Below are 19,234 nucleotides of genomic sequence, written 5' to 3' on the forward strand. Positions count from 1 at the left end.
CTGATACCTCTTGTATGACTTAATCACGGATCTGATAGTGGAAACCTAAAAACTGCTTAAACTTTTTCACCACATGCAGGCTATGGCGGAGTAAGTCACGTTCGGTTCTGTCGAGTTGTTTAAGGTCGATGTTGTTGAGCGCATCTTGCTGGTTCAGCTGCTGATTCAGGCGAAGTTTAAAGAACAGTTTGAGCGCTTCATTTAAGTTGTCGGCGGTTTCAGGTTCTAAAATGCGTTTGTTTCTTAATGCTTCTATACGGGAAAAGGTGCTTTTTTCTTCAATTGCATATTCAAGAGACAGAGTTCGGATACCATGCACGATAGGGAAGATACCGCCTCGTTTGATATCTAAACCATCTTTGTCGCTTTTGACGTTACCAAACAGGGTCAGCGGCACGGAGAACTGGAGTGCTGGACGAGTAAAATCGGATAATATCAGCATGCGATCTTTCATCGTGTCTCTGAGATGCTCGGCAACAGGAGTGAGCAGTGCCCGGTTTCCCGCAACGGCCTGTGCATCACTAAAGATAGCCAAATCCATAATTTGCTCTGGTTCTGCTTTTGCAATCCAACTATCAAGGGTTTTAATCCAGGCCGTTTGAGACTTGACCCACTTAGGATTGTTGACCATGACCTTACCAGGGCAGAGTGGGTAACCCAGCTGTTGCAGGGTATGAGTAAAAGATTGCATCACCTGCTCACACAGAGACCACTCTAATCCGTCTTGAATGATGAGTGCGTTGTCTTGATCGGTTTTGAGGATCTGCTCTCCTCGGCCTTCAGATCCCAGCACTATTAAACAGCAGTGATCGTGGAGCGCTGGTGGCACCACTAATTCAAAGGCTTTCTCGATGATTTGTTCATTAACGGCGGAAATCAACTCCATGATAAAGCGGGTACGAATACCGTTTCTTACCAGACTTTCTACCAACTGACGTTGTCGGTTGGATGCAAGGGCAAGTTCTTCTACACTGCTTGCTCTGGCGATACTTAGCGTGAGCACATGTGAGTGAGTCGAAAACGCACTGAGTATCTGGGTCATGTCGAGCATGCCAATGGCTTGATTGCCATCACATACCATCAAACGTTTCATCCGGTTACGTGTCATGGTGATCATGGCGTTAAACAGGAAGTCGCCTTCATCGACATGATAAACCGGGAAGGTGGCGATCTCGCCCACAGGTGTATCGACAGCGCAGTTATCTAACATCACGGAATGGAGCATATTCGTACGAGTGACAATGGCATAAGGATGTGCTGACGGCCATTTATCAAGGCGTGGATCGTCTGGGTTAAGTTTCACTAATGCTGCGTCGATACCGTTTTCTTTTAGCGTTCGTGTCACCTCATTGATCGGTGTCTCCGGGAGCAGGAGCATTGGGGGGTGGTAAATGCTCTTATCGACTTTAGTCAGAATAAACTCAGCCAAATTTTGCTGTTGATGAGCGGCTTCTATCAACGCTTGTCGTTTTGACAGGTTGTTATCGAAGTACGCTGCAAATTGCCCATTTTCATTATAGAGTTCAAGAAACACTTCTTTGGGCAGCAAGTAAGACAGGGTGTCTTCGAGTGCCACATATTGATGGCGCACGTTGTCTTCAAACAGAGAGCGCACATCGAACATGTCATCATTCGCGTAATGAGCGAAGACTTCGCTCTGGTCCTTGGAACGTTCTTCCACCGCACCTTTGATTAATATGTGCAAATGAGGATTGGTCTGCCCGCTAGATAAAATAACATCTCGGGTTCGATAATACGCCACGTCAAGGGATGAGCGCAGTCGCGCTTGTTGCTTGCTGGTCAGGCGGTCGAACGGGGGAGATTGCATATTAAATTTATCAGGCATATAGAATCCTAATGTTGGTAGGAACACATTCTAAGTCTGACAAATTTCTTTCTATAAGCCAGACGACTTTGGTCTAAACCTGATGCTATGTCGCCTGATGATCAAAGCGTAAAGCAAGCGCAAAAAGTTTGTATTCCATCGAGGAAACGGTAAGTTGCCGATTCTTCCCTTTTTCCGTTCAGCCTTGCGAGCCATAATCCACACTCAGAACGTTGATGTTCCCATTTTTAGGATAATAGAGATGTTGAAACCTTCTCCGTATGGCTGGATCTCCCAGTACTTTCTCGGATTCTTTTTCGCTTATGGTGTCTATCTGCCGTTTTGGTCTCTGTGGTTTAAAGAGCAGGGTGTCTCACCAACCGATATCGGCCTGTTAGTTGGTTTAGGCTTGGCGACGCGCTGCATAGCTAACATCGTCATCACCCCTCGAGTACATAAAGTTGAGCATTTAATGCCAACCTTACGTTGGTTAAGTTTGGCTGCTCTTATCTTTGTTGGATTCCATTTTTTTACGGGCGGCAGTTTTGGGTTAATGGCGTTAGCTACTGTTCTGTTTAACTTGTGTTGTGGGCCTGTGGTGCCACTGTCTGATGCGATGGCCAATTACTATGCTCGTTTAAAAATGCTGGACTATGGTCGCACGCGCTTATGGGGCTCGGTCGCGTTTATCGGCGGTTCTACCGTAGTCGGGTATTTAGTGGCTGAATTTGGATCTGACATGATTCTCTACACAGCGATGGTTAGCGTGTTGCTCTCGCTATTGTTTGCGATGCGTAATACCAATCCGATGCCAGTGACTCTCAGCGCTCAGCATGCAGTGCGTCCTAAACTGTCTGCCCTGTTGACAGACAAACCTGTACTCAAATTTCTGGTGTTGGTTTCGCTAATCCAGGGCAGTCATGCGGCGTATTACGGTTTTAGCGCTATCCATTGGAAAGCAGCGGGACACTCTGAAGATGTAATCGGGTATTTGTGGAGTCTGGGGGTGGCCGCCGAGGTGGCGGTATTTGCATTAAGTAAGCGCTTGTTTGCTGGTTGGTCTTTACGTACTTTATTTGTAATTGCTGCCTTTGGCGTGATTATGCGCTGGGGGATCACGGCCGGGACAACGTCGATTGCCGCTCTGGTTGTTGTACAGATGCTGCATGGTGTGACCTTTGCGACGGCGCATATTGCTGCCATCCAATACATTCAGAACTCTGAAGAGAACAAGATGGTCGCATTACAGGCGCTGTATAACGCGATTCCATTGGGAGCGTTTATCGCACTTATGACAGTGCTGAGTGGTTTGGCGTATGAACATTGGGGCTCAGTCGTGTTCTGGGGGATGTCTGCAATGGGACTGTTGGCACTGTTCATTAAACTGGAACCACAACAGCCGGCAAAGCATGTTGTTGACCTGTCCGATAAAGCACTTGAAACACAGAATTAGACTTCTGTGACAAAGGTTAAAAACTAAGCTTTGTCTCTATTGTGAAAGCAGTGTTAAATGAAACCTCTCCTTTACGGAGAGGTTTTTTGTTTTAGTAAGAAAGACTAAAAGGATATCGGATGCAAGGATGGCTGGTGGTTCCCGTTTCTTTGGCGTACTTGGGAGCCCTATTTATAATCGCTTGGTACGGAGACAATCAGAGAAGGTGGCTGGCGAGGTGGCGACCTTGGATCTACAGTTTGTCTATTGCTGTTTATTGTACTTCCTGGACCTTCTACGGCACCGTTGGTCAAGCGAGCAGCAATCCCTGGTCTTTTTTACCTATCTATATTGCGCCGATTCTGGTCTTCACACTTGGTTGGCGGGTACTCGCCAGACTGATCTTGATCGCCAAACGTGAACACATAACCTCTATTGCTGATTTCATCGGCGCACGTTACGGAAAATCGCAAGGCCTGGCGGTCGTCGTGACCCTGATTGCCGTTGCCGGTATTCTGCCTTATATCGCATTGCAGCTTCGTGGTATCACCATGGGGCTGGAAATTATTGCGCCTGAACTGGCAACGGACTTTGGCTATCATAACGACAGTGTCTCCTGGTTCGTGGTGATGGCTCTTGCTATTTTTACCATTTTGTTTGGTACACGCCATATCGATAATACCGAGCATCATCGCGGCATGATGATGGCAATCGCATTTGAGTCGATCATTAAGCTGATGGCGTTTTTAGTTGTGGGCGTGTTTATTGTATGGCTAGCCATGCGTACAGAAACCTTAAGTCTGATAGACGTGGCGACCGAAACCTATCAACCGCCAAACATTCCTACAATACTGATTCATACCGTACTCACCATGTTGGCGATCGTCTGCTTACCTCGTCAGTTTCATACCATGGTGGTTGAAAACGAACGCGCTCAGGACCTTCATGTTGCCCGTTGGTTATTTCCGATTTATTTGATTTTAATGGGAATTTTCGTATTGCCGATCGCATGGGTAGGGCAAGGACTGCTGAGTGGCGCGTCACCTGATACCTATGTAATCAGTGTACCAATGTCAGTTGGTGCCAGTGAGATTGCATTGCTAGCCTTCCTGGGGGGGACATCTGCGGCAAGTGGCATGGTTATTGTCTCTACCATTGCGTTAGCCATCATGGTATCGAATGACTTGGCGATGCCACTGCTTTTACGTCGTATGCGCCTGTCGCAACGTAATCATCAGCACTTTTCTCAACTGTTGCTGCGTATTCGTCGCGCTCTGATTCTGATTCTTTTGATTGGTGCATGGGGCTTTTATCAGGCGCTTGATAGTATTCACTCACTCTCTGCGATAGGTTTTCTCTCCTTTGCTGCCATTACGCAATTCGCTCCGGCACTGATTGGCGGGATGTATTGGCGTCAGGGAAACAAGAAGGGCGTTTATGTCGGTCTTGCGGTTGGTTTTACTATTTGGCTTATCACCCTAATGAGCCAAACCGACATGCTGGCGGGCAATGCCAGCAGTAATTTCCTGATATGGCTGATCACGCCACCAGAAATGCTGACAAGCTTTGATATTGCCATTTCGGACTGGGGGATGATTCTCAGTGTGGCGGTAAATACGGCCTGTTTTGTCGTGGTTTCTATGATCACCCGTCCAAGCCTAAGTGAGCGCTTACAATCGGCTTCCTTTGTTGGTACGCCACTGCCTGAAAGTGAAAACATGAGCCTTTACCAGAGCCGTGTGACCGTGGCTGAGCTGGAGATGCTTGCCTCACGTTTCGTCGGACGCTCGCGAGTGAAAGTCGCATTTCAGGCCTATTGGAGTCAGCAGCGTGAAGAGCTGATGCCAAACCAGCAAGCACCGTCTTCGTTGATCCGGCACACAGAACGCGTATTAGCCGGGGTGTTTGGCGCTTCTTCAGCTAAGTTAGTACTTACTTCTGCTTTGCAGGGAAGAAACATGCAGCTGGAAGAAGTGGCAACCATTGTTGATGAAGCTTCTGAGCTGTATGACTTCAGCCGGGGATTACTGCAAGGGGCGATTGAGCACATCGGTCAGGGGATCGCCGTGGTCGACAAACAGTTGCGGCTGGTGGCATGGAACCAACGTTATCTGGAGCTGTTTGAATTTCCTCCGGGTTTAATCCAGGTTGGTCGCCCAATCGCAGATGTTATTCGTCACAATGCGGAGCAAGGATTGTGTGGTCCCGGCGATCCGGACGACCATGTGCGTCGTCGGGTTTACCATCTTGAACAAGGAACGCGGCATACCTCATCTCGGGTACGCCCCGACGGGCGTGTGATAGAAGTTCAGGGTAATCCAATGCCGGGTGGTGGTTTTGTAATGAGTTTTACTGACATCACCGTTTTCCGCGATGCCGAACAAGCGCTAAAAGAGGCAAATGAGACGCTTGAGGAACGCGTGCGACTTCGTACCCGCGAACTCGAACAGCTCAACAAACAGTTGGTGGTGGCGACTCAGCGATCAGATTTAGAATCGAAGTCAAAGTCACGATTCCTTGCAGCGGTGAGTCATGATCTTATGCAGCCACTCAATGCGGCGAGACTTTTTGCCTCGTCACTTTCTGAAGTTGCAAAGGACGACGAGACGAAAAAGCTTTCTTCTCATATCGAAAGTGCGCTCGGCGCTGCAGAAGATTTGATTGGCGACTTACTGGATATTTCCCGTCTGGAATCGGGCAAGCTTGAAGTACATGTGTGCGGTTTTGCCGTGAACGATGTGCTGGCCAATCTGAACGCTGAATTCAGCGCACTGGCCAAACAACAGGGCATTGAATTTACCATGATCCCATCGTCACTGACGGTGAATTCAGACCCTAAACTTCTGCGCCGAGTGGTACAAAACTTTCTCACCAATGCGTTCCGCTACAGTCCAAACGGCAAAGTTGCTCTGGGTGTACGCCGTGTTAAAGGACGTGTGCGTATTGATGTCTGGGATAACGGTATGGGCATCGAAGAAGAGAAACAGCAAGAGATCTTTGAAGAATTTAACCGTGGCTCTCAGGTGCGTTCCGATCAGGGGTTAGGACTAGGTCTTGCGATCTCGAAGGGTATCGCGCAGGTGCTGGGGCATGAAATTTCGATGCGTTCCTGGTATGGCAAAGGCAGTGTCTTCTCAATCACGCTCGACAAAGCGGAGAGCGTACAGGTGCTTAGTACTGTGAAGATGCCAAGTAGTGCTCAGTCTGAGCTATGTCATTTGAAAATTTTGTGTGTCGACAACGAGCCAGATATTTTAGTGGGTATGGAAAACCTATTGTCGCGTTGGGGATGCGATACGCGAATCGCGATCGATCTGGTGGAAAGTTTGCGTGCCTTGGACGATGGCTGGATTCCGGATGTGATTTTCTCTGATTATCGATTAGATAACGGCCGCACGGGGTTAGAAGTGCTGCAACAGTGTCGACTTCGTCTGGGGAATCGCTTTGAGGGCGTCATCATCAGTGCGGATCGTACCGATGATATGTTGGATGGCATTAAAGCGAACGGGTTCAGTTTCATTGCTAAGCCGGTTAAACCATTGAAGTTGCGTTCGGTGTTAAACAGGGTCGCCTAGCCTTAGAGAGTATTTAGGTTCTATCTGAGTAGAAAAGAAAGAGACCTCCGATTGGAGGTCTCGGTGCATTGATAGCGGGCATTTATTCAGCCACCCCGCCTTGTGTCAGCTTGGCTGGGTTGAGTAGCCTTTCGAGTGTGGAGCGGTCTAAATCAGTTTCCTCTTCTGCAACATCAATGATGGCTCGCCCTTGTTTGTAAGCCTTTTTGGCAATTTCGGCTGCTTTCAGATAACCGATCACCGGATTAAGCGCAGTAACTAAAATCGGGTTCTTAGCTAAAGCGACATCAAGTTTGTCTTGTCTTACTTTGAAGTTTGAAATTGCCTGGTCTGCTAATGATGTCGCGCTATTAGACAATAGTTCGATGCTTTCCAATACGCTATGGGCAATCACTGGCAGCATAACGTTGAGTTGAAAATTGCCCGACTGACCCGCAATAGTAACGGTTGTGTCATTGCCAATTACTTGTGCACAAGCCATGGCTACCGCTTCGGGTATTACAGGGTTTACCTTCCCCGGCATGATGGATGAGCCCGGCTGAAGTGCTTGTAGTTCAATTTCACCCAACCCCGCTAATGGTCCTGAGTTCATCCAGCGAAGATCGTTTGCGATCTTCATGATCGCAACTGCTGCGGTTTTGAGCTGTCCGGAGAGTGCCACGATCGCATCCTGACAGCTAAGATTAAAAAAGAAGTTCTGGCTGGAAGAAAACGCCACGTGCGTGGATTGCGAAAGATTGTCCGCGAACAGTACAGCAAAGCGTTGATCGGCGTTGATCCCTGTACCGACGGCGGTTCCACCTTGCGCCAAAGCCTTCATGGCGGGCAGAGTGTGCTCGATGGCTAGCTTGGCATGCTCTATCTGGAACTGCCAGCCACTGAGCTCTTGTGCGAATGTAACCGGCATTGCGTCCATCAGGTGAGTACGTCCGGTTTTGACCACATTTGTTAAGGTCTGTCGTTTAGATTCAATGGCTTTGCTGAGGTGAGTTAGCGCGGGAATTAACTGTTTTTCTATCGCCAGTGCCGCACTGACCTGAATCGCCGTTGGCACCACATCGTTACTGCTTTGCCCCATGTTGACGTGATCATTCGGGCTTACCTTACCACCCATAATCTCGGAGGCCAGAGTGGCGATCACCTCGTTGGCGTTCATGTTAGAACTGGTCCCCGACCCGGTTTGAAAGACATCTATCGGAAACTGATCCAGATGTTGACCGTCGATAATGGTTTGCGCTGCATCCGCTATCGCATTAGCAATGTCACCTTCTAGCAATCCTAATTGGGCATTGGTAAGCGCTGCCGTCTGCTTGATATGTGCCAAGGCATGGATGAAGCCTTGTGGCATGGTGTGTTTGCTGATGGAAAAGTTGTCGACAGCTCGTTGGGTTTGAGCCTGATAGAGGGCATCCGAGGGGACTTTTACTTCCCCCATACTGTCTTTTTCGATGCGGAAGTCGGTAGTCATGGCTGTATCCTTGAATATCAATAAGGAGTCCTGTAACAACCATAGGTGATTTATGAGAATTATGACGACAAAAAAGCCGATGCATAAATCCACGCATCGGCTCGTAGCCAGTGAGCTTTATCCCTACAATTAAGCTCAGAGCTCTTCTTTTGCTAGTTTTTCAGTTATTCAGTAAACAAAGTCTCGTATTTCACGAAAGCCGTTTGTGTCTCGCCGTAGTAGAGCGTTCCATTTGATTGGATGACTACTCTTAACCAGCTTTCTGCTGATTTTGGTTTTGGCAAGGTGATGTACCAGTTTTGTCCCGCTTGATCGGCGCGTGTCATATCGACTGGTTGGGCGTTTTTCTCTTGGTCTGCAACCAAAGAAACCTTTACGCCTTCCAATGGATAAGCGGCATTGAGAGACAGCTCTAAACTGTCTTTCGTGAGCTTCTCTGAGCGAAACTTCACTTTAAAATCGCCATTTTCCATATCACACAGACCACTGGTGTAACGACAATTGGATTTGCTGGCTAATTTGTAGCTCTCACCTTCTTTGGCTGCGTGAGGTTTTTCACTGAGCGCAATATCGGTACCGAAGTAGGCGATAAGAGAAAGGATGGGAGCGATTAGCAGGGCGAGAATTAAGTGCTTATTTTTGAACATCTTGACTTCCTTGCAACGACGGACTTCGAATATGGTAACTGAAAGCAGAGAATAAAAAAGCCCCGGACAGAGGTTTCCAGACGGGGCTTTGTGGTTCTAATAATAATTAGTGATCGACAGCTTGGCCTGCACCGACAGGTACACGTACGTGCTCAACAAGATCTTTTACTTCTTGTGGAGTTTCAGCCGTTACTTTCGATACAGCAAATGCCACGATGAAGTTAAAGAGTGCACCGATTGCGCCGAATGCGTTTGGTTCAATGCCTAGGAACCAGTTGCTGCCCCAGCTTTCCAGGTATGTCCAATCAGCGATGAACAGGATACCTTTGTGTTGGAATACGTAGAACAGCGTGATACTGATACCCGCGATCATACCTGCAATAGCGCCTTCTTTGTTGATGCTCTTACTGAAGATACCCATCATCAACGCTGGGAAGATAGAGGACGCTGCCAGGCCAAAGGCCAGTGCAACGGTACCTGCCGCAAAGCCCGGTGGGTGTAAACCCAAGTAACCAGCCGCTGCGATAGCCACCGCCATGGAAATTCGGCTGGCGAGTAGCTCTTTCTTCTCGGAAATATTCGGATTGATAATACCTTTGATTAAGTCATGGGATATTGCGGACGAAATTGCCAACAACAGACCCGCCGCCGTTGATAGTGCTGCTGCCAGACCGCCAGCGGCAACCAATGCGATTACCCAGTTTGGTAGCTTAGCAATCTCTGGGTTTGCCAGTACCATGATGTCGTTATCAACTTGCAGTTCGTTTGTCGCAGCATCCGACGTGTAGTTGATGCGACCGTCGCCGTTCTTGTCATCAAAGCCCAGTAGACCTGTTTTCTCCCAGTTCTTAAACCAAGATGGACGCTCGTCATAAGCTAGGTGCTCACCCGGAGCTGGGTTTACTGTATTCATAAGGTTTAGGCGCGCCATTGCTGATACAGCTGGAGCTGTTGTGTAAAGAATCGCAATGAAAATTAGTGCCCAACCTGCTGATGTACGCGCGTCACGAACCTTAGGTACCGTAAAGAAACGGATGATTACGTGTGGCAGACCCGCTGTACCGATCATTAGTGACATAGTGTAGGCAAACATGTTTAGTGTATCGCCACGAACTTGGGTGGTGTATTCACTAAAGCCAAGTTCAGTCACGACCTGATCGAGCCGATCCAGCAGGTAGACATCGGAGCCAGCCATGGTACTGCCAAGTCCAATTTGCGGAATCGGGTTACCTGTTAATTGCAGAGAGATAAACACTGCTGGGATAGTGTAAGCAAGAATGAGTACGCAATATTGAGCAATCTGCGTGTATGTGATGCCTTTCATGCCGCCTAATACAGCGTACATAAATACGATACACATACCAATCAGTAGACCTGTTGAGTAATCTACTTCCAGGAAACGACCGAATGCAACGCCAACGCCTTTCATCTGACCGATAACGTAAGTTACTGATGCGATGATCAGACAAACTACCGCTACGACACGAGCAGTGTTCGAGTAGAATCGCTCACCGACAAACTCTGGCACTGTAAATTTACCGAACTTACGTAGGTAAGGTGCCAATAGCAGTGCAAGTAGTACGTAACCGCCAGTCCAGCCCATCAGGAATACGCTGCCGCCGTAACCCATGAAAGCAATCAGACCTGCCATTGAGATAAACGAAGCTGCAGACATCCAGTCAGCGGCTGTCGCCATACCGTTCGCGATTGGGTTTACACCGCCACCCGCAACGTAGAACTCTTTGGTCGAGCCAGCGCGCGCCCAAATCGCAATACCGATGTAAAGGATGAAGGTTGAACCAACAACCAGGTAGGTAATAGTTTTCAAATCCATCTGAGCGACTCCTTACTCGTCCACGCCGAATTCACGGTCAATTTTTCGCATCTTCCATGCGTAGTAGAAAATAATACCCAGGAAGGCGTAAATAGAGCCTTGTTGAGCAAACCAGAAACCGAGTTTGTATCCGCCTAGTTGAAATTGATTAAGTACGTCGACAAATAAAATGCCGCAGCCGAAAGACACTAAGAACCAGATGATCATTAGACTAATCATTAGCTTCACGTTTTTGTCCCAGTAGGCTTTGGCTCTTTCTTCATTTTCAAATGCCATTGCCGTCTCCTTACGATTGGTATTGTTGTTAAGAAAATGTTTCAACATGTACATTAGCAAGGTGTTGGCAATAACTCTTTTCAACTTTAGTCGAGGCGTAAAATACAAAAAGGCCCTGAAAAATGGGCGTTTAGGCGTGCTGGGTAATAAATAACCAATGTTAAATCAATGTTAAATTAGCCTAAGGTCTAATGCGAAATGACAACTTTCACGAATTATTTTTCTGGGCGTTATCTTTTATTCATCGATTTCATGGAATTTATATCCGTCTTCTCAAGTTATTTGTTTACATAAAGTTTTCGTTTTAACTAGAGCTTTGAGACACAAAAAAGCGGTAGACTTAGCGATGTTGGTCGTAATTTTATTAAGGGAGGGTGGAATGGACGCAAACACCATTAATAGCTTTTTTCTAGTTGGTGCATTGCTGATTGCGCTGAGCGTTCTTTTAAGCCCTGTTTCCTCTAAGCTGGGTATTCCAATTCTTCTCGTCTTTCTTGCCGTGGGTATGTTGGCTGGAGAAGACGGCCTGGGGGGAATTCGATTTGATAATTTTTCTATTGCTTATTTAGTCAGTAACTTAGCTTTAGCTATTATTCTTCTTGATGGTGGTATGAGAACCAGAGTGGCAAGCTTTAGGGTGGCTTTATGGCCGTCTGTGTCGCTGGCCACACTCGGGGTTGCCTTGACGACGCTCTTGACGGGACTGATGGCCACCTGGTTGTTTGATCTGGATTTACTGCAAGGCATCCTTGTCGGTGCTATTGTCGGGTCAACAGACGCAGCCGCCGTTTTCTCATTGCTCAAAGGGCGCAGTCTGAATGAGCGTGTGGGTTCGACATTAGAAATTGAATCCGGTACCAACGATCCGATGGCGGTATTTCTTACCGTAACATTGATTGCTATTTTATCGAGCTCTGGAGCTGAGCTGAGCGCCGGATTTTTAGCTCTGAGTTTTGTTAAGCAGTTTGGCATCGGTGCGCTGCTTGGTTTGGCTGGTGGCTGGCTACTTTGGAAGGTTATTAACCGCAATCAACTTCCGGACGGCTTGTACTCGATTCTAACCGTTAGCGGTGGGCTGCTGATTTTTGCCTTATCAAATACACTCGGCGGCAGCGGCATCCTGTCTATTTATCTGGTGGGTTTGCTGCTTGGTAATCGTCCAACACGCAGTCGTCACTCTATTCTGCATGTTTTAGATGGTATGACCTGGTTAGCTCAAATCGGCATGTTCCTGGTACTTGGCTTGCTGGTTACGCCTTCGAACCTGTTGTCCATTGCTTTGCCGGGTCTGGCACTGGCCTTCGGCATGATTCTGTTTGCCCGTCCAGTTTCGGTCTGGATTGGTTTATTGCCATTCAAAAGCTTTACGCCGCGTGAGAAGTGGTTTGTGTCCTGGGTTGGCCTGCGTGGTGCCGTGCCGATCATTCTGGCGGTATTCCCTATGATGGCTGGGCTGCCGGATGCGCAGCTCTATTTTAATCTCGCGTTCTTCGTCGTTATGGTCTCGCTGATTGTGCAGGGGGGCACGCTGACTAAAGCGATGTCGCTGGCCAAGGTAGAGTTACCGCCGAAACCTGAGCCTATTTCACGCATTGGTGTTGAAGTGTACCCAACCAGCGAGTGGGAGCTGTTTATCTATCGATTGAAAGCCGATAAATGGTGCATTGGTGAACCTCTGCGTAGTTTGTCGATGCCGAAAGGTACGCGTATTGCCGCTGTATTTCGCCAGCAAGAGTTGCTCCACCCGTCAGGCAGCACCAAGCTTGAAGAACACGATACGTTATGTGTATTTGCGCAAGAGAAGGATTTGGATGCACTGAGCCTGTTGTTCAGTGAAGCACCAGAAAAAGCGTCACTGACCCGATTCTTTGGTGATTTCTTTTTGGATATTGAAGTCAGGTTGTCGGATGTGGCCATGATGTATGGCTTAGACCTGGGAGAAGGGGCGGAGAAAACCCTGAGAGCGCTAGTTGAAGAGCACTTAGGCTCAACCCCAGTCCTAGGCGATCAATTTGAATGGCAAGGCTTGCACTGGATTGTTGCTGATGTGGTCGATCAGCAAGTGACCAAAGTAGGTTTACGCTTGCCTAGTGAGCAAGATGAATCGACAGAAGATGAGTAATACCAATCACAGTAAGACAATGGTCAGAAATAGCGTAGGAAAAATGCTTGAGAATAAGGCAGAATTTTTCGATAAGTAGTTATTCTACAATCAAACTTCTTTTACAGCGAAAAGTTAACGCAGTTATCTAGTGTTTTAACAAGCTAGGATGACCAGTTACTTACTACGATTGGTATAAACTTTAGTTGTTCATTTCCGTTAGCATGATGACTGCCTGAGTGCGATTTTTCACTCCTAGTTTGCGAAAAATCGCCGTCATGTGTGCTTTGATGGTGGCTTCTGAAACATTCAGCTCATAAGCGATTTGTTTGTTTAGCAAGCCATCTGACAGCATCCCCAACACTTTGTACTGCTGCGGTGTCAGCGTAGCAATCTTCTCCGCTAAATCGCTGCATGCAGCATTGTTAGTGATCAGTCCCGCAGGGAAGTACGGGTCTCCGTTGAGAACCTGATTAATGGCACTCACCAACACTCGCATATCGCTCGATTTAGGGATAAAACCAAAAGCACCGTGACTTTTCACCTGACTCACGATAGCGGGTTCTTCACTGGCCGACACGACCACGATCGGTAAATCCGGATATTCTGCACGCAAATGTATCAGACCTGACATGCCATTGGCACCTGGCATCTTGAGATCCAACAGCACCAGATCTGGCTCTTCCTCTTTGGCTAACAACGCGAGCAGAGCATTGAGTGAGTCAGCTTCGAGGAGGTTAGCTCCGCTTACAGCCATGTGTACTGACTGAAACAAAGCATTACGGAAGAGTGGATGATCATCGGCGATGATGATGGTGTAGGTCGAATCCATGACGTTAAACACTTTTGACTATTTGGTTAAATTTATTATTGTCCAGCTTTGAGAGTGTGGACAATAAGTATTCGCTAAAAGTCTGAACCAAATCGACTTTTATTAGAGGAAATGCATATAAGCGTTATTTTGTTTGGTCAATGTGTGAAATGAAAAAAAACGCCAGTGGCTTTTACCTACGTTTGTGTTCGCACTGGCGTTTGAGTCTGGTGAAATTAAAACTGACTGATGTGCTCCAGAAAGGGTTCAGCTTGCATAAAGCCGGTGAGTCGTGCGTTTGAAACGTGTTCCCCTTTGCTATTCCAGAACTCTATTGTCGGTAAGCCAAGCACACTCATACGTTTTAGTAATTCGATATCTTGAACCTGATTTTTGGTCACGTCGGCTTGCAGTAGCACAAAATCTCGTAGTTTGTGTTCGACTTTTGGCGAATGGAAGGTGTACTTCTCAAACTCTTTACATGCCACACACCAGTCAGCGTAGAAATCGAGCATCACTGGTTTACCAGCCTGTTTCGCAAGCGCGAGCTGTTCTTCCAGCTCTGCTACATTCGCAATCCGAGTAAAACGAATGCTTGTTTGTTGAGCCTGAGTTTCGTTGTTGCCAAACCAATAATTGAGAGCGGGCTGTGCAGAAGCAAACAAGCCAAGAACGGCAATAATGCCCACTGCGCTTTGTTTCCAGCCACCAAACGTTAAGCTGTTTTTCACGTGATATAGCCAGCCAAAAGCAGCAACACCCAGTGCAGACCAAAGCATCGTCGACCACATTTCAGGTAACAGACGTTCAAGCAGGAAGATTGGCGCGGCGAGCAGAATAAATCCGAACAGTGTTTTTACACGATCCATCCAGCCGCCCGTTTTTGGTAGCAGTTTGTTGCCAAATACGGCGACCAGAATTAATGGTATCCCCATCCCCATTGCAAGTGCATATAAGGCGATTGCACCTGTGAACAGATCGCCACTTTGAGCTACGTAAATCAGTGCTCCGGAAAGTGGTGCGGTGGTGCATGGCGAGCAAACTAAACCAGAAATAGCACCCATAACGAAAACGCCGGCACCGCTGCCACCTTGCTGTTTATTACTCAGGTTATTGAGCCAGGTTTGTGCGCTGCTTGGAAGCTGTAGTGAGTACATACCAAACATCGACATCGCTAGTGCAATAAACAACACACTCAAACCGATCAACACATAAGGGTGCTGCATGGCTGCCTGGAACTGCATACCTGCAGAGGCAACCACCAGACCGAGTAGGGTATAGGTTAGTGCCATGCCCTGTACGTAGATAAACGACAGACCAAGAGCACGTCGTTGGCTGAGTTTGCCACTGCCAAGCATAATGCTGGTCAGAATCGGGTACATAGGTAATACACACGGAGTGAAGGCAAGACCAACGCCTAAAGCCAGGAACAGCAGCGGGGTCCACCAGCTTTCAGCAAGGTTGGCTGCCAGACTGTCTTGCTGCGAGACTGGCGCAGTCGGGCTGGTAGTGATTGCTGACTTACTTGGCGTTGCTTTTTCTGCCACCGGTTTTTGTTGAGCAGTATTCGCTGTGTTTGCCGGACCATCGGATGACGCGGTGAAGGCGTTGATAGCAATTAGACGCGTTTCTGGCGGGTAACAGAAGCCAGCTGAGGCGCAGCCCTGATACTGAACGATGACACGAGCACCTTCTTGCCAGTTTGAAAGCGGTACATTGACAAATAAAGGCATGGTGTAGATATGGACTTCACCAAAGAACTCATCGTTATGCGGTGTACCAGACTCCATATCTAATTCACCAAGAGTGACATTCTCTCCGGATACTGACAGACGTTCCTGATACAGGTAGTAACCGTCACGGACCTGCCAGTCGAGCATTAACTTGCCGTCTTGCTGATAGAAGTTAAACGGAAAAGCCTGATCGACAGATACAAAGGTTTCGCTATTGCTACCGAAGCTATTGTTCTGACTATTGTTGAGCTGGTCTTTGCCAAACAGAGCAAAAGACGGTGCAGAAAAGGTAATCAACCCTAAGAGTAATATGGAGAATAACGCACGCATAAAATGTTCAATTCATCTTAGATAATTGCCGTAAGTGTAACTCAATCAGACCGGCTGGCTAGCCAATAAGTTTCATCGAAGTGAAGATTTGTTAAGCAAAGCTTGAGGGAAGAGAAATAAAAAAGGGAGCCGAAGCTCCCCGAGTAAGACTCTGTTTCTGCTAGATCAGAAGGCCGCCGAAGACGAAACCTAGTGTTACCGCGGAAGCGATAGTCGCAACTCCTGGTACGAAAAATGGGTGGTTGAACACGTATTTACCGATACGAGTTGAACCCGTGTCATCCATTTCAACGGCAGCAAGTAGCGTTGGGTAAGTGGGTAGAACGAACAGTGCACTTACCGCCGCGAATGATGCAACTGCTGTCAGAGGTGCAACACCGATAGCCAATGCTGCTGGCATCAGTGCCACAGTGGTCGCACCTTGTGAGTAAAGCAGCATAGAGGCAAAGAACAGCACAAGTGCAAGCATCCATGGGTAGTCTGCCAGTAGTGCGCCTGCGACTTCTTTAATGCCATCAACGTGCGCGTTTACGAAGGTAGAACCAAGCCAGGCTACACCAAGTACACATACACAAGCTGTCATACCAGAGCGGAAAGTTGACGCTGAAGGAATTTTTGCCGCGTCGATTTTTGTGGTAAGAACGATAGCGGCCGCAGCGGCCAGCATGACTGTCATGATCGCTTCGTTTCGGCCCAGAGTTGGGTTCTCGATAAGGCCGACTGAGCTTGAAATTGCTGCTGCGTAGCACACGACGAATGCGATAGCGCCAAGGAAAATAAACGTTGCTTTCTTCGCTGTTGGTAGAATTTCACGTTTTTCTTCAGTATTCAGTTTGATGAGGCCATTTTCCAGACGATGTTGATATTCAGGATCGTCTTTCAGCTCTTTTCCCATAAAGTTCGCCACGAAGGCGCCGATCATACAAGCGATGAATGTGGTTGGAATACATACCGCGAGCAATGTCAGATAATCCACACCAAATGGTGCTAGCATCGCCGCGAAAGCAACCACAGCCGCTGAAATCGGAGATGCTGTGATCGCGATTTGTGACGCAACAACTGCGATAGAAAGTGGACGGGAAGGACGAACACCCTGACCTTTTGCTACTTCTGCAATAACCGGAAGCGTAGAGAATGCCGTATGACCAGTACCCGCCATCAGTGTCATCAGGAATGTCACAATTGGAGCGTAGAAGGTGATACGTTCAGGGTGTTTGCGTAAAAAGTTTTCTGCAACTTGAACCATCCAGTCCAGACCACCAGCGACTTGCATTGCTGCAATTGCGGTGATAACGGACATGATGATCAAAATCACGTCAACAGGGATAAAAGCTTGGCTAGTAGGAACACCTAGGATCAAAGACAACGCAATGACACCAGCTCCACCAGCAAAACCAATGCCGATACCGCCGATTCTCGCTCCTAAATAGATGAAGAGCAGAACCACGAAGAGTTCGAGCATGACCATTATTAATACCTCGTTAGTTTGTATAGATTCGGATTTTTTGAACACTCAGGAACAGGAATAAATGCTCAGAGAATCAGAACCTGGCGACCTTCGAAATTAAAAGCTTGTAAAAATTGTGGCTAATCTTGTGAGTGACTAAAAAGGGGCCTTGTTGGCCCCCTTGTGGAAGGATACTTATTCGTAGCGCTTCGCTTTGTATTTCGGATGCATGAAGTTTTCAACCGATAAAATTTCGTCAAGTTCTTCTGCTGTTAACAGACCGCGCTCTAGCACGACTTCACGAACGCTCTTACCTGTTTCTGCACAGATTTTACCTACAATGTCACCTTCATGGTGGCCAATGTATGGGTTCAGGTAAGTCACGATACCGATTGAGTTATAAACGTAGTTTTCACAGATTTCTTTGTTCACTGTGATGCCATCGATACACTTGTCGCGTAGGTTGACACACGCATTCTGTAGTAGCGAGATGGACTCAAACATGCTTTGCGCAATTACTGGTTCCATTACGTTTAGCTGTAGCTGACCACCTTCCGCTGCGAAAGAAATCGTATTGTCATTACCCAATACTTTAAAGCAAACTTGGTTTACCACTTCAGGAATAACCGGGTTCACTTTCGCTGGCATGATAGATGAACCAGCTTGCATTTCAGGAAGGTTCAGTTCGTTAAGACCAGCACGTGGACCTGAAGACAGCAGACGAAGGTCGTTACAAATCTTAGACAGTTTCACTGCAAGTCGTTTTAGCGCGCCATGCGCCATTACGTAAGCACCACAGTCTGAAGTTGCTTCGATTAAGTCCTCAGCTGGAACCACGTCCAGACCAGTAACTTCCGCTAAGTGTTTTACAGACAGCGCTTGGTAGCCCGTAGGTGTGTTCAGGCCCGTACCGATAGCGGTCGCACCCAAGTTGATTTCTAGGAGTAGTTTTGACGTGTAGTCTAGAGCACGAATCTCTTCGTTCAAGGTAACCGACCAAGCGTGGAATTCTTGACCTACTGTCATAGGCACCGCGTCTTGTAACTGAGTACGGCCCATTTTAAGAATATCTTTAAATTCAATCGCTTTAAGATCGAATGCGCCTTTCAGGTACTCAATTGCTTCCATCAGCTTATGGATGCTGTTGAATACTGCGATACGGAAGCCGGTAGGATAAGCACAGTTGGTAGACTGACTTTTGTTGACGTGATCATTAGGGTTGATGAACTCGTACTGGCCTTTTTCTTTGCCCATTAGTTCAAGTGCTACGTTCGCGATCACCTCGTTGGTGTTCATGTTCACTGACGTGCCCGCACCACCTTGGAATACATCTGATGGGAATTGATCCATGCATTTGCCGGTTTCCAGCATCAAATCACACGCTTCGATGATGTAATTCGCAACGTCTTTTGGAATCGCGCCAAGTTCTTTGTTTGCCAACGCCGCCGCTTTCTTTGTCATCACCATACCGCGTACAAACTCAGGTACGTCAGAGATAGTGACATTAGAAATGTTGAAGTTTTCGATAGCGCGTAGGGTGTGAATACCGTAATACGCATCAGCAGGGACATGACGTTGACCTAATAGATCTTCTTCAATACGAGTGGCTGATTGTACTGCTTTTGGAGCATCAGATAGGGTAGCCATAACAGGATCCTTAGATGATAATTCTAATAATTTAATTGAGTATTAGCCTATTCTGCAATCTAGAATCCATTCATCAGAATTTTGGGCTGTAAAATCCGTCCTGACTTG

12 protein-coding genes are annotated in these 19,234 nt (G+C 47.5%); 3 read left to right on the forward strand and 9 right to left on the reverse strand.

Annotated features, from left to right (window positions below):
• Positions 1–19: 19 nt before the first annotated feature.
• Positions 20–1,846, reverse strand: a complete 1,827-nt coding sequence (locus ACWYU8_RS20420) for a DUF294 nucleotidyltransferase-like domain-containing protein (RefSeq protein ID WP_457521579.1) — start codon at positions 1,844–1,846, stop codon at positions 20–22.
• Positions 1,847–2,087: 241 nt separating this feature from the next.
• Between ACWYU8_RS20420 and ACWYU8_RS20425 the strand changes: the two genes are divergently transcribed.
• Both ACWYU8_RS20425 and ACWYU8_RS20430 read left to right on the forward strand, forming a co-directional pair.
• Complete coding sequence (locus ACWYU8_RS20425) at positions 2,088–3,278, forward strand: 3-phenylpropionate MFS transporter (protein WP_457521580.1); 1,191 nt, start codon at positions 2,088–2,090, stop codon at positions 3,276–3,278.
• 119 nt (positions 3,279–3,397) lie between these two features.
• A complete protein-coding gene (locus tag ACWYU8_RS20430) occupies positions 3,398–6,832 on the forward strand; it encodes a hybrid sensor histidine kinase/response regulator (protein ID WP_457521581.1) in 3,435 nt (1,144 codons plus the stop codon).
• Between the two features lie 82 nt (positions 6,833–6,914).
• On the opposite strand, the gene ACWYU8_RS20435 is transcribed toward ACWYU8_RS20430, so the two are convergent.
• From ACWYU8_RS20435 to ACWYU8_RS20450, 4 genes are all read right to left on the reverse strand, one after another.
• On the reverse strand, positions 6,915–8,300 hold the full coding sequence (locus ACWYU8_RS20435) for a class II fumarate hydratase (protein WP_457521582.1): 1,386 nt from the start codon (positions 8,298–8,300) through the stop codon (positions 6,915–6,917).
• A 164-nt stretch (positions 8,301–8,464) separates the two neighbouring features.
• Entirely contained in the window at positions 8,465–8,947 is a 483-nt protein-coding gene (locus tag ACWYU8_RS20440; protein WP_457521583.1) for a hypothetical protein, read from the reverse strand.
• Between the two features lie 106 nt (positions 8,948–9,053).
• A complete protein-coding gene (locus ACWYU8_RS20445) occupies positions 9,054–10,781 on the reverse strand; it encodes a sodium:solute symporter family protein (protein ID WP_457521584.1) in 1,728 nt (575 codons plus the stop codon).
• Between the two features lie 12 nt (positions 10,782–10,793).
• The gene (locus ACWYU8_RS20450; protein ID WP_457521585.1) at positions 10,794–11,057 is read right to left on the reverse strand and encodes a DUF4212 domain-containing protein; all 264 of its coding nucleotides are present in this window, start codon (positions 11,055–11,057) and stop codon (positions 10,794–10,796) included.
• 379 nt (positions 11,058–11,436) lie between these two features.
• Here ACWYU8_RS20450 and ACWYU8_RS20455 point away from each other — a divergent pair, with 379 nt between their 5' ends.
• The gene (locus ACWYU8_RS20455; protein WP_457521586.1) at positions 11,437–13,179 is read left to right on the forward strand and encodes a potassium/proton antiporter; all 1,743 of its coding nucleotides are present in this window, start codon (positions 11,437–11,439) and stop codon (positions 13,177–13,179) included.
• Positions 13,180–13,360: 181 nt separating this feature from the next.
• Here ACWYU8_RS20455 and ACWYU8_RS20460 read toward each other — a convergent pair whose 3' ends face one another.
• The 4 genes from ACWYU8_RS20460 to aspA form a co-directional block, all read right to left on the reverse strand.
• Positions 13,361–13,990: a response regulator transcription factor gene (locus ACWYU8_RS20460; RefSeq protein WP_457521587.1), complete on the reverse strand. Its 630-nt coding sequence runs from the start codon at positions 13,988–13,990 to the stop codon at positions 13,361–13,363.
• Positions 13,991–14,205: 215 nt separating this feature from the next.
• Complete coding sequence (locus tag ACWYU8_RS20465) at positions 14,206–16,032, reverse strand: protein-disulfide reductase DsbD (RefSeq protein ID WP_457521588.1); 1,827 nt, start codon at positions 16,030–16,032, stop codon at positions 14,206–14,208.
• A gap of 160 nt (positions 16,033–16,192) precedes the next feature.
• Positions 16,193–17,500: an anaerobic C4-dicarboxylate transporter gene (locus ACWYU8_RS20470; protein WP_457521589.1), complete on the reverse strand. Its 1,308-nt coding sequence runs from the start codon at positions 17,498–17,500 to the stop codon at positions 16,193–16,195.
• A gap of 174 nt (positions 17,501–17,674) precedes the next feature.
• Positions 17,675–19,126, reverse strand: a complete 1,452-nt coding sequence (aspA, locus tag ACWYU8_RS20475) for an aspartate ammonia-lyase (protein ID WP_457521590.1) — start codon at positions 19,124–19,126, stop codon at positions 17,675–17,677.
• Positions 19,127–19,234: the final 108 nt, after the last annotated feature.

The organism is Vibrio limimangrovi, from assembly GCF_054064025.1.